Source organism: Enterobacter cloacae complex sp. FDA-CDC-AR_0164 (genome assembly GCF_003071645.1).
Lineage (GTDB): Bacteria > Pseudomonadota > Gammaproteobacteria > Enterobacterales > Enterobacteriaceae > Enterobacter > Enterobacter ludwigii.
The window spans coordinates 136411-148957 of sequence record NZ_CP028950.1 but is presented as its reverse complement, the minus strand read 5'-3'; the positions used below and the strand labels follow the sequence as shown (position 1 = coordinate 148957).

At 59.0% G+C, this 12547-nt stretch carries 10 protein-coding genes; 3 read left to right on the top strand and 7 right to left on the bottom strand.

The window, feature by feature from the left end:
• Nucleotides 1-55: 55 nt before the first annotated feature.
• The 4 genes from AM410_RS00760 to AM410_RS00745 form a co-directional block, all read right to left on the bottom strand.
• A complete protein-coding gene (locus AM410_RS00760; RefSeq protein ID WP_050737410.1) occupies nucleotides 56-316 on the bottom strand; it encodes a hypothetical protein in 261 nt (86 codons plus the stop codon).
• Nucleotides 317-418: 102 nt separating this feature from the next.
• Entirely contained in the window at nucleotides 419-589 is a 171-nt protein-coding gene (locus AM410_RS00755; protein WP_154815901.1) for a hypothetical protein, read from the bottom strand.
• Nucleotides 590-1094: 505 nt separating this feature from the next.
• Nucleotides 1095-1757, bottom strand: coding sequence for an enterobactin synthase subunit EntD (gene entD / locus AM410_RS00750; protein ID WP_073395708.1), 663 nt, complete (start codon nucleotides 1755-1757; stop codon nucleotides 1095-1097).
• A gap of 120 nt (nucleotides 1758-1877) precedes the next feature.
• Nucleotides 1878-4127: a TonB-dependent siderophore receptor gene (locus tag AM410_RS00745; protein WP_108647361.1), complete on the bottom strand. Its 2250-nt coding sequence runs from the start codon at nucleotides 4125-4127 to the stop codon at nucleotides 1878-1880.
• Between the two features lie 251 nt (nucleotides 4128-4378).
• Between AM410_RS00745 and fes the strand changes: the two genes are divergently transcribed.
• From fes to entF, 3 genes are read left to right on the top strand one after another with little or no spacing between them, the layout of a single operon-like run.
• Nucleotides 4379-5578 carry an enterochelin esterase gene (gene fes / locus AM410_RS00740; protein WP_040016892.1) on the top strand — a complete coding sequence of 400 codons (1200 nt, stop codon included), beginning with the start codon at nucleotides 4379-4381 and terminating at the stop codon, nucleotides 5576-5578.
• 10 nt (nucleotides 5579-5588) lie between these two features.
• Complete coding sequence (locus AM410_RS00735; protein ID WP_014169063.1) at nucleotides 5589-5801, top strand: MbtH family protein; 213 nt, start codon at nucleotides 5589-5591, stop codon at nucleotides 5799-5801.
• Nucleotides 5798-9655: an enterobactin non-ribosomal peptide synthetase EntF gene (gene entF / locus AM410_RS00730; RefSeq protein WP_108647359.1), complete on the top strand. Its 3858-nt coding sequence runs from the start codon at nucleotides 5798-5800 to the stop codon at nucleotides 9653-9655. The genes AM410_RS00735 and entF overlap by 4 nt, the downstream gene beginning before the upstream one ends.
• A 47-nt stretch (nucleotides 9656-9702) precedes the next feature.
• Here the strand turns inward: entF and fepC are convergent, their stop codons facing one another.
• Genes fepC through fepD form a run of 3 tightly spaced genes read right to left on the bottom strand, consistent with a single transcriptional unit; the run spans nucleotide 9703 to nucleotide 12493 of the window.
• Nucleotides 9703-10503, bottom strand: a complete 801-nt coding sequence (fepC, locus tag AM410_RS00725) for an iron-enterobactin ABC transporter ATP-binding protein (RefSeq protein ID WP_059306357.1) — start codon at nucleotides 10501-10503, stop codon at nucleotides 9703-9705.
• Nucleotides 10500-11489: an iron-enterobactin ABC transporter permease gene (gene fepG / locus AM410_RS00720; RefSeq protein WP_025204701.1), complete on the bottom strand. Its 990-nt coding sequence runs from the start codon at nucleotides 11487-11489 to the stop codon at nucleotides 10500-10502. The genes fepC and fepG overlap by 4 nt, the downstream gene beginning before the upstream one ends.
• The gene (fepD, locus tag AM410_RS00715) at nucleotides 11489-12493 is read right to left on the bottom strand and encodes a Fe(3+)-siderophore ABC transporter permease (RefSeq protein ID WP_108647357.1); all 1005 of its coding nucleotides are present in this window, start codon (nucleotides 12491-12493) and stop codon (nucleotides 11489-11491) included. The genes fepG and fepD overlap by 1 nt, the downstream gene beginning before the upstream one ends.
• Nucleotides 12494-12547: the final 54 nt, after the last annotated feature.

Below are 12547 nucleotides of genomic sequence, written 5' to 3'. Positions count from 1 at the left end.
GGGGTATCGTGTTTTTTCCTGCATATGTAATTTGCTTTGCTGCGCTTCGGTAATACTATTTCTTCGACGACTCAACCATCCCTACCGTTACGGCCATCGTGTCCACCGGGACCACCTTTACCGCCTTTGCCCCCTTTCCCTCCAGGGCCACCATTTCCACCATCACCTCCGTTCCCGCCTCGTCCCCCGTTACCGCCATTACCACCATTTCCAGAACCACAGGTTCCTCCATTACCTCCGCGGCCGCCATTACCGCCTGCGCCCCCGTTACCTCCACTTCCACCATCGCATTGCGAACCCCCAGAAATACCTTCACTCTCTGATTTCAGTAGTTCTCGCATTTTCACTCCTGATAAAGTAATGCATCACGCACAACGACCCGCCATGACAAACTTACAGCGGGTCGTCGTTTTGGCTTTTAATGATGGCTATCGACGACCGCCATTATTGCCACCGCCGCAGCTTCCGCCGTTACCCCCATTACCGCCATTACCGCCGCGGCCACCATTACCGCCATTGCCGCCATTACAGGTACCACCATTACCACCACTATTGCCATTGCCGTTGCCACTGTGATTACCGTTCCCATTACCGGCACCAATACCGCCGGCCACAATACTCATTTCATTTTGATTTAATTCACGCATTAGACTTTCCTTAGTTATATGAAGTTAAAGTAAAACAGCCTTAACATAATGTTCCTGAAATAAAGAAAATGGAAATGACTTATTTCATCTTTCACGGTTTTTTTATCTTTGGGTTTTTGATCTACCTCTAAGTTTCGTTGCGTAATTCTGTTATGGAAAGCATGGTGGCGAATTGTGGATTATGTTCTAAAATTAAATTGGTTTTATCTAACTATTAAAAGTAGTAGGAAGGGATAGATTCTCTTAACATTTGCACTCAAGGGGTGTATGTTTCCCACATCGAGATAGGTTGTGAGATGCTATATTTTTTATGCATGATTTTAGGCGTGATAAAGCTGCAAGGATATTTCTTTGTGGTTAGGTTTTATATTAATAATTGTTTTATTTTCAGTAATGATATTTTATCAAAAGAGTAGGGTGTTGAATTTTTCGGATAAAAAGTCAAAACTATTCCTGAACGACGAGTAACGTGCATACGCTTTCGTCCATAATCTGCCATGCCAGGTTAAAACACAATCCCTCGTAATAACACCCTATGGGTTGGGCAAGTTTTAATACCAGCGTTTTCTCATTCAATGCACTGACCCGTGCGCATTCAAATCCCATGTATTCCCTCACTACAGGAAAAAGCGCTTTAAACAGACTCTCTTTGGCGCTGAATGCGAGCGTCAATGTAAGCGCGAAAGGCTTGCCCGACTGCAAAAGGCGTGTTTCTTCCTGTGCGTCGATGACACCTTCCTTTATGTCGTGAGCTTCGTTTTCGGAAAGAATGGCTTCCAGATCAATGCCGATTAGCGTATGCGGATAGCGCGCAACCACCGCCATCGCCTGTGTACCGCTGTGGGTAATGCTGCCAGTGATGCCTTCCGGCCAGAGGGGTTCCCCGCTGGGACCGATGCCGGGAACGGCGCGTTCGCTAATCGCTCTGAGTGCGTGGGCGGCGGCGAGGCGACCGGCAAGGTGTTCGGTTTTTCGTTTTCGTCCGGCGTCGGTTAGCTGGGCCTGGTGAGGAAGCCAGAGGAGGTCGGCGTCGGTAAAGGTGGTGGGATCGAAGGTAATTTGGTGGACCGTGGTTCCGGCAAGACGAAATGTGGAGTGGGTGGTACGCATGTTTTCTCGTCCTGACGTTGAGGAATAGTGCGGCCTGATGCCTTCACCCCGATCCTCTTCTGCCGGGAGAGGAAGACATTCAGCCCCTCTCCCGGCAGGAGAGGGGAGACACAGCCTGCCTTAGAAGTGCGTGTTCACGCTCATAAACCAGGTTCGGCCCGGCTCATTATAGGTGTATGCACCCGCGCCGTACATATACGCACCGGTTGTGGCGTTGCCGGTGGTCTGGGCATTACCCGCGCGCCACTGGCGTTTATCAAAGACGTTATCCACGCCGCCGGTCAGGCTGACGTTTTTGGTCACGTCCCAGGTCGCACTCAGGCCAACGATGCTGTACGGGCTGACTTCGTCTTTCTCAGACCCGGTCACCGGCTGGCCTTTGTAGTTGTACTTCTTCGGCTGCTGCTTGCCGTACCAGGTGAAGGTCGACTGCAGCGACACATCCTGATGTACCTGCCAGCTCAGGGTTGAGTTCAGCGTGTACTCCGGGATGATCGACAGACGGTCGCCGGTCTCCTTGTTCTTGCTTTGCAGCATATAGGTGATGTTGTTGGTCCAGTTGATCGTGTCGCTGACCGGCACGTTCAGGGAGCCTTCCAGACCTTCAACCACCGCTTTAGGCACGTTTTCCCACTGGTAAATATCGGTGGTCACTTTACTGGTGGAGGTCTGGCCGACTGGCGCATACCCCGCTTCAATTTTGTTGCGGTAGTCGTTACGGAACCAGGTCACGCCAGCCAGCCAGCCGTCGTGTTTCCATTCCAGACCAATCTCTTTGTTAATGCTGGTTTCGGCTTTCAGGTCGTCGTTACCCATCATGTAGCAACCCACGCCGTCGGAGCTGGCGTAGCAGCCCTGGCCTTTGCTGTACAACAGATAGTTCGGGTTGGTCTGGTACAGGCTCGGCGCTTTATAGGCGCGGGCGATACCCATCTTCAGTGTAAAGTCGTCACCCAGGCCTTGCGACAGGTTCAGGGACGGGCTCCAGTTGTTACCGACGATCGTATGGTGATCGAAGCGCAGCGCCGGGGTCAGCATGGTGCTGTCCGTCAGCTCCATGTTGTTTTCGGCGAACAGGGAGAAGATCTCCGCCGAGGTATACGGGCTACGATCGTTGCTGAGCCCCGGAATGGTCCCGCCCTGCTGGGTTTGCGAGAAGGAGGTCGAGTCCTTCATGCGCTGCTGGTTCCACTCGGTGCCCAGCGTCAGGTTCTGGTTGACGAGGAAATCAATCGGCAGGTTGATTTCGCTATGCAGCATTACATCAGCCAGGTCGGTGTCGGTGAATTTATTGCTGTTGAACAATCCTTCCGTACCGCCCGCCAGGCCTTCGCCGAGACGCGAATTGCGGGTGTGCTCGTACTGCGCCCAGTTGCTGGCGGTAATCCCATTATCCCAGCCGCCGTTCCAGGTCACCGCAAAGTTCTGGCGATAGATACGGTTAGTCTCTTTACCGTAGTTTTTCTTCACCAGACCGCTGGAGCTGTTGTCGTTGTTGGTGTTCTGGGTATCACCCGCGTAGAGGTTGTTCTGGCGGCTGTAACCCGCTTCAAACTCCACGGACTGCATGGGCGCGAAGTCCCAGCGGACCACGCCGTTAATGTCTTTGTTCTCGACCCCTTCACGGCCTGCAGGCAGGGTGTCGGCATAGGTACCGGTACGATCGGACTGGTGACCCTGGTTGATGTCCCACGCATCGGCCTGGGTTTTGTCCAGGTTACCAAACATGCGGAAGCTGAAGTCGCCGCCCAGCGGGCCGCTCAGGCTGAAGTTGGTGCGCTTAGTGGAACCCTCATCCTTATGTTCTGGAGCATTCAGGTAGGTGTTCCAGGAGCCATGCCACTGGTTGTCGAATTTTTTGGTGATGATGTTCACCACGCCACCTGCCGCACCGTTACCGTAGCGAGCTGCGGCCGGGCCACGAATGACCTCAATGCGTTCAATCATCTCTGGCGGTACCCAGCCGGTGTCACCGCGGGTATCGCGCTCGCCGCGCCAGCCCAGACGGATGGAGTTGCGGCTGGTGACCGGCTTGCCGTCAATCAGGATCAGGGTGTTTTCCGGACCCATACCACGAATATCAATCTGACGGTTATTGCCGCGCTGTCCGCTGGTGGAGTTCCCGGTCAGGTTAACGCCAGGCATGGTGCGGATGATTTCGGCCACGTCACGTGCGGGCGGGTTTTTACGGATTTCATCGGCGGTGATGGTCGATACCCCTGGTGCCTGCAGGTTCTGCTCTGCGGCGGTGATCACCATGGTGTCTTCGTGCTGCGCGTTGGCGGTGTTGTCGTCTGCCAGCGCTGGCATCGCAACGCCGTAAATCCCTAAGTTGACCAGCAAGGCCAGGGAGTGAATCTTCTTATTCATTGTACGTCCTGCTTTTCGCGCCGCATCCCCGGGCTCCATTCCCGAAAGGGAGAGGAGGCGGCATGGTGTCACCCGCAGTTTGCGTAAGCAGCCCCGTCCTCGAGCGCACACAACGCGTGGCATGGTTGTTTTATGAGCGCGCTTCCCACAGCGCGGCCACTACGCTATTGCAAATGCAAATAGTTATCAATAATATTATCAATAAAATTTGTCCTGAAACAAAAAAGACTGATAAACATGAGGTTATACGGGTGACGGGGTTAAAAACGGGAAGTGAAGCCTGGTGGCAGTCGAAAAACGGACCCGAATGGACCCGCGAGAAGGGGCACTATCGCGTCACTTTCTGGTGGCGTGACCCGGCAGGAACGCAAAAAACCTCGCCGCTAAAACGCGTCTGGCTCTACATCACCGGCGTGACCGATCACCATCAAAATGCCCGTCCGCAATCCCTTGAGCGCATTCCTGATACTGACGTCTGGCAGTGGCAGGGCGCGTTCACCCCGCAATGGCGCGGCAGCTACTGTTTTATCCCCTCAGTAAACGACGATGATTTTGCCGACGCGGTCTTCCACGGCGAGCAACCCGATCGTTTGGCGCTGCGTGAAGGCTGGCGAAAGTTGCTCCCCGCGGCGATGGCCGATCCGTTAAATCCGCAAAGCTGGCGCGGCGGACGCGGGCATCCCGTCTCGGCGCTCGAAATGCCCGAGGCCCCGGTTCAGCCCGGCTGGAACACGCCCGCAACGCCCGGCAACGCGCCCGTCTGCTTTGAATGGGAAAGCGTGCGTCTGAATAACCGCCGCCGGGTGTGGGTTTTCACCACAGGTGAAGACAGCCCGGAGCGGCCGCTTGCCGTACTGCTCGACGGCCAGTTCTGGGCCGAAAGCATGCCCGTGTGGTCTCCGCTAACCGCGCTGACAAACGCGGGCAAACTGCCGCCTGCCGTCTACGTCTTAATCGATGTGATCGACATGGCGCATCGCAATCACGAGTTACCCTGCAACCCGGATTTCTGGCAGGCGGTGCAGGAGGAACTTCTCCCGCGGGTGAACAGCCGCACTCCGTTCAGCGACCGCGCCGACCGAACGGTAGTCGCGGGTCAAAGCTTTGGCGGCCTCTCTTCACTTTATGCCGGGCTTAACTGGCCCGAGCGCTTTGGCTGCGTATTAAGCCAGTCCGGCTCCTACTGGTGGCCGCACCGTGGCGGTCAGCAGGACGGGTTGCTCATCGAACAACTTAAAGCGGGCGACCTCACCGCGCGCGGGCTGCGTATCGTTCTTGAAGCCGGGCGCAATGAGCCGCTCATCTTCCGCGCGAATCAGGCGATCTACGCCGAACTGCACCCGCAGCAACCGGTTATCTGGCGTCAGGTTGACGGCGGACACGACGCGCTTTGCTGGCGCGGTGGGCTGACGCAGGGGCTGATGACCCTCTGGCAGCCGCTTATTCACTAACGGAGTCTGTATGGAATTCAGCAACCCTTTCGATAATCCGCAGGGTCAGTTTGCGATTTTGCGTAACGACCAGGGACAGTACAGTCTGTGGCCGCAGCAGTGCCAGCTGCCGGCGGGCTGGCGCGTGGTCTGTGAAGCACAATCTCAGGAAGCCTGTCAGCAGTGGCTCGCCGACCACTGGCAAACCCTGCAACCGTCGTATTTTGCGGGAGAGAAAGCATGAACCGTCTTCCTCTTGTCGCCGCCCAGCCGGGTATCTGGATGGCGGAGCAGCTTTCCTCCCTGCCAAACGCCTGGAGCGTGGCGCACTACACCGAGCTGAAGGGCAATATTGACGCACCGCTGCTGGCAAAAGCCATTGTTGAAGGGATGCGGCAGGCCGACACCCTGCGCATGCGTTTTGTGCAAGAGAATGGCGAGGTGTGGCAATGGGTGGATGACGCTATGTCACTGCCTGAACCGTCCGTGGTTTGCGCCGAATCCCATGACGCGGCGATGGCCCTGATGGCAGCGGATTTAAACCAGAACCTGCGTGTGGACAGCGGTCAGCCGCTGGCGTTCCATCAGCTGATTCAGGTAGGCGAAGGGCACTGGTGCTGGTATCAGCGATATCATCATCTGGTGGTGGATGGCTTCAGTTTTCCGGCGATTACCCGCCAGATCGCCGCCATTTATCACGCATGGCAAAACGGCGAACCCACGCCCGCGTCGCCGTTTACCCCTTTCGCCGAGGTGGTGGAGGAGTACCAGCGCTATCGCGACAGCGAAGCGTATCAGCGCGACGGGGCGTTCTGGGCGGAGCAGCGTAAGCAGCTTCCTTCCCCGGTCTCGCTGTCGTCGGCACCGCTGCCGGGCCGTGCGGCGACCACCGATATTCTGCGTCTGAAGGTGACGGCTGACCGCCGCGCCTTTACCCGGCTTGCTCAGGCGGCGGGGCCGGTTCAGCGTACCGATCTGGCGCTTGCGCTGGTGGCGCTGTGGATCGGGCGTCTGACCGGACGGCTGGACTACGCCGCCGGGTTTATCTTTATGCGCCGAATGGGATCGGCGGCCTTAACGGCAACCGGTCCGGTGCTGAACGTGCTGCCGCTGGCGGTGAACATTGCCCCGCACGAAAGCCTGCCTGCGCTGGCGCATCGTCTGGCAAATCAGCTGAAAAAAATGCGTCGCCATCAGCGTTATGACGCCGAGCAGATCGTGCGTGACAGCGGACGTGCCGCGGGCGATGACGCGCTGTTTGGCCCGGTACTGAACGTCAAGGTGTTTGATTATCAGCTGGATATGGATGGCGTGGACGCCATCACCCATACGCTGGCCACTGGCCCGGTCAATGACCTTGAACTGGCGCTGTTCCCGGACGAGCAGGGCGGCCTGAGTATTGAAATCCTTGCCAATAAGCAGCGCTACGATGAAGCGACGCTAACGCGCCACGTTGCACGCCTGAACGCCATGCTGATGCAGTTTGCTGCCAACCCGGATTTGCGCTGCGGCGAAGCAGAAACCGTTTCAGAGCAGGAATACCAGCAGCTGGCGCGTATCAATGATACCGGGCTGGCGCTACCGTCAACCACGCTGGCTCAGCTGGTGGCAGACCAGGCGGATAAAACGCCGGATGCCCCCGCGCTTGCTGATGCGCACATCGAACTGAATTACCGCCAGATGCGCGAGCAGGTGGTGGCTCTTGCGACATTACTGCGGGAACGCGGCGTTAAGCCTGGCGACAGCGTGGCGGTAGCCCTGCCGCGCTCGGTGTTTCTTACCCTGGCGCTGCACGGCATCGTGGAGGCGGGCGCCGCGTGGTTGCCGCTGGATACCGGTTACCCGGACGATCGTCTGCGCATGATGCTGGAGGACGCGAAACCGTCCCTGCTGATCGCCTCTGACGATCAGCTTTCGCGCTTTCGCGATCTGCCGGTCCCTGTATTTAGTTACAACACACTATTACCCCCTGCGGGCAGTGAACCGCTGCGGCTGGCAAAGCCGGCGCACACGGCGTACATCATCTTTACCTCAGGCTCAACGGGACGGCCAAAAGGCGTGATGGTAGGGCATACCGCCATCGTTAACCGCCTGATGTGGATGCAGGATCACTATCCGCTGGACGCGCATGACGTGGTGGCGCAAAAGACGCCGTGCAGTTTTGATGTCTCGGTCTGGGAGTTCTGGTGGCCCTTTATCGCCGGCGCGAAGCTGGTGATGGCCGAGCCGGACGCGCACCGCGATCCGCAGGCGATGCAGAACTTCTTCGCGCATTATGGCGTGACCACGACACACTTTGTGCCGTCGATGCTGGCGGCATTCGTTGCCTCGCTGACGCCGGAAAATGCCGACTGCTGTCAGACCCTGAAGCAGGTGTTCTGCAGCGGGGAAGCGCTGCCGACAGAACTGTGTCGGGAGTGGGAGCACCTTACTCATGTCCCGTTGCATAACCTTTATGGTCCAACAGAAGCGGCGGTGGACGTGAGCTGGTATCCGGCGTCGGGTCCGGAACTGGCGGCGGTGGCGGGCAACAGCGTGCCGATTGGCTTCCCGGTGTGGAATACGGGGCTGCGCATCCTGGATGCGATGATGCGTCCGGTGCCGTTCGGCGTGGCCGGTGACCTCTATCTTACCGGGACCCAGCTTGCGCAGGGGTATCTCGGTCGTCCGGACCTGACCGCCAGCCGCTTCATTGCCGATCCCTTTGCACCTGGCGAGCGGATGTACCGCACCGGTGACGTGGCGCGCTGGCTGGATAACGGCGCGGTGGAATATCTGGGCCGCAGTGACGATCAGCTGAAAATTCGTGGTCAGCGTATCGAACTTGGTGAAATCGATCGTGCGATGCTTTCGCTGCCTGACGTGGCGCAGGCCGTAGCGCACGCGTGCGTCTTTAATCAGGCGGCGGCAACCGGGGGTGATGCCCGACAGCTGGTAGGGTATGTCGTCTCCGGGTCCGGCTTGCCGCTGGACCGCGATGCGCTGCTGCACTCGCTTAAAGCTCAATTGCCGCCCCATATGGTGCCGGTGGTGCTGCTGCAAATCAGCGCGCTGCCGCTCTCTGCCAACGGAAAGCTTGACCGAAAGGCGCTTCCGTTGCCGGAATTGACCCGCAAGACGTCCGGGCGGGCGCCAGACACAGACGCTGAAGTGGCCGTCGCGCAGGCATTTTCTGCCCTGCTCGGCTGTGAGGTGAACGACATCGATGCCGATTTCTTCGCCCTCGGCGGTCATTCCCTGCTGGCGATGCGCCTGGCCGCGCAGCTCAGCCGGACGTTTGCCCGCAGGGTCACGCCGGGGCAGATTATGGTGGCCTCGACGGTCAGCATGCTCAGCGCGCTGCTGGATTCATCGATGAATGACGAACAGGCACAGCGTCTGGGCTACGAGACCCTTCTGCCGCTGCGTGAAAGCAACGGTCCGACGCTGTTCTGCTTCCATCCGGCATCCGGCTTTGCCTGGCAGTTTAGCGTGCTGGCGCGCTATCTCAGCCCGCGCTGGTCAATCACCGGCATTCAGTCGCCGCGTCCGGAAGGGCCGATGCAGCAGTGCGCTACGCTGGACGAGGTGATCGAACATCATCTGCAGACTCTGCGCGGGCAACAGCCGCAGGGGCCGTATTATCTGTTCGGCTACTCGCTTGGCGGCACGCTGGCGCAGGGCATTGCGGCCCGTCTGCGCGAGCAGGGTGACGCGGTGGCGTTTCTCGGCTTGCTGGATACCTGGCCGCCGGAAACCCAGAACTGGGCAGAGAAAGAGGCCAATGGTCTCGATCCGGACGTACTGGCAGAAATTGAACGCGAGCGGCAGGCGTTTATCGCCGCGCAGCAGGGGCAAGGCTCTGGCGAGCTCTTTAACGCCATCGAAGGGAATTACGCCGATGCCGTCCGCCTCCTGACAACGGCGCACAGTTCACGGTTCGACGGTAAAGCGACGTTGTTTGTTGCCGGGCGCACGCAAACGCTGGATCCGCAGCAGGCCTGGGCGCCGTGGGTGGGGGAACTGGAGGTTTACAGCCAGGATTGTGCCCACGTGGATATCATTTCACCGCAGGCGTTTGAGACGATAGGACCGGTGCTGAAGGCGATATTGAGGTAGCGGTTTCCCCTCACTCTCACCCTCTTTTCCTGGAGAGGGTGAGGGCATCAGAGTGCACGCTTGCCCAACGGCACCACCAGCGGTGTACCGGCCACGGGATCGTCGATAATCATGCAGCGCATGCCGTAGATCTGCGCGATCAGATCCGGCGTCACAATCTCTTTTGGCGCACCCTGCGCCACAATTTCGCCGTCGCGCAGCGCAATCAAATGCGTGGCATAGCGGCATGCCTGATTTAAATCGTGCAGTACGGCCGCCAGCGTATAGCCCTGCGTGCGGTTCAGCTCGCTCAACAACTCCAGCAGATCGATCTGATGGCTGATATCCAGCCACGTGGTAGGCTCGTCCAGCAGCATGATGGCGGTTTCCTGCGCCAGCACCATCGCAATCCACGCCCGCTGGCGCTGTCCGCCGGAGAGCGTATCCACGCTTTGCCGGGCCAGATCGGTAATGCCCGTCGCCTGCATCGCCCGCTTCACCGCCTCATCATCCTCTTTACGCCAGCGAGTAAACAGCGGCTGATGCGGATAGCGCCCGCGCGAGACCAGTTCCTGCACCGTGATATCCCCAGGCGTGGTGGCGTTTTGCGCCAGCAGGCCAATACGGCGCGCCACCTCTTTGCTGGCAAAGTGCTGGATCTGCTCGCCGTCGAGATACACGCAGCCCTCAACCGGCGTCATCAGGCGGCTGAGGGTGCGCAGCAGGGTCGATTTACCGCAGCCATTCGGGCCGATAATCGCCGTAAAATGGCCGTCCGGGATAGCCACCGTCAGGTCACGGGCAATGATTTTTTTGCCATAGCCGAGGGTTAAGTGTTCGCCGCGCAAGCGGGTTGTACTGTTTGTCATTTCTTGCGTGACTCCTGAACTAACAAGACGATGAGATAAATCCCGCCGAGACTGACGGTCACGACGCCTACCGGAAGTTGATAAGGCATAAATAACCGCTGGGCGCAGAGGTCGGCGGCCAGCAGTAACGCTGCGCCACACAGCGCCGCCTGGGTTAATCCCCAGCGCGCCGTGCCGCTGATGCGCCGGGCAATGTGCGGTGCAACCAGCGCGATAAACGAGATCGGCCCGGCGATGGCGGTGGCGGCAGCGGTCAGTAACACTGCCACCAGCATCAGCATCAGGCGCGAGCGCTCAACGCCCACGCCCAGCGCACAGGCGCTGTCATCGCCCATCTCCAGCAGGCGCATCCGGCGTACCAGCAACACCGCGCCAATAAACATTACCAGGATCAGCGGGGCAGCGGGCCAGGTTTTGCCCCACGTCAGGCCATTGAGTGAACCGGCATACCACAGCCCGGCAGAGAGCGCGGTGTCGAGCGAAGCCTGCAGCAATAGCCAGGTGTTGAAAGCCATTAACATGGCGCGAATGCCGATACCGATAATGATCAGGCGGAAGGTGTCGATACCGTTGCGCCAGGCCAGCGCCCAGATAATGAGCGCGGTGACTATCCCGCCGGTCATCGCGGTGAACGTGATGGCCGTCAGGTGCTGACCAAACAGCACCATCGCCACCAGCACGCCGCTCCAGGCGCCGGTGTTCAGCCCCATTACGTCCGGGCTGCCAAGCGGGTTGCGCATCAACGACTGAAAAATGGCACCGCTGACGCCGAGCGCCGCGCCCACCAGAATCGCCATCGCCACGCGCGGCAGTCGCCACTCGGTGACCACCAGGGTGACATTGCGCGGCGCACTGCCAAGCAGCGCGTTAAAAACCTGCGCGAAATCGAGCGTGACCGCGCCGCTGCGCAGGCTCCAGACCGCCAGCATCAGAATGACGACGGCCAGCAACGACACGCTGGTGACTAAACGTCGGGACGGGGCCATCATGCGCCACCTCCGCGTTTATGTCGCACGAGGAAGATCAGTACCGGTGCACCGATAAATGCGCTTACCACCGAGACGCGCAGTTCACCAGGCACCAGCAGGCGACCCACAACATCCGCGAACAGCAGCAGGGCAGGGGTAGCCAGCAGCGTGACCGGCAGCGACCAACGGTGATCGGCACCCACCAGCCAGCGTGCCATGTGGGGCATCATCAGGCCGATAAAAGCAATGGGGCCGACAACTGCAGTTGCGCTGCCGCACAGTACGGTGATCGCGATAAGACCCGTTAGCTGCGTACGCGCCACGCGGTTACCGAGCGCGGTTGCGGTGTCGCTCCCGAGGCTCAGGCTATTGAGCGCACGGCTTAAACACAGTGCGACGGCGGCGGCGATGACGACCGGGATCACCACCACTTTTAAAGTTGCCAGGGTGCGGATATCCAGCGAACCGGCCTGCCAGAAGCGCAGCTGGTCATAAACATCCGGGTTAAGCAGGGCGATGCCGTTGGATAACCCTTCCAGCACGGCGGCGAGCGCTACGCCCGCCAGCGTCAGGCGTACCGGACTCAGCTGTCCGCCACCCTGGCTACCGGTAAACGCCACCACCAGCGACGCCGCCAGCGCGCCGCAGAAGGCCATCACCAGTTGTTCAGACGGAGAGGTAAAACCGAAGAGCGCCGCGCCAAGCACAATCGCAAAGCTGGCACCGCTGTTTACCCCAAGAATGCCGGGGTCGGCCAGCGGGTTACGGGTGAGCGTTTGCATTAAGGCACCGGCAAGACCCAGCGCACCCCCGGCCAGCAGTCCGGCAAGGGTACGGGGAAGGCGGGCATCGAGCACGATGGTGCAGTCGGCGCTCTGACAGCTGCCAGTGAACGCATCGACAATAACGGACACGGGCAGCGGCTTCGCGCCGACCAGCAAACTGAGTGCAATCGCAAGGATTAACAGTAGCAATAACACAGGCACGGCAACGGCGCGCACCGCGGAAGAGGAAAACGACATAGCAACATCCATGATTTGATAATGATAGTGATTATCGTTATCTATCTTATTTGG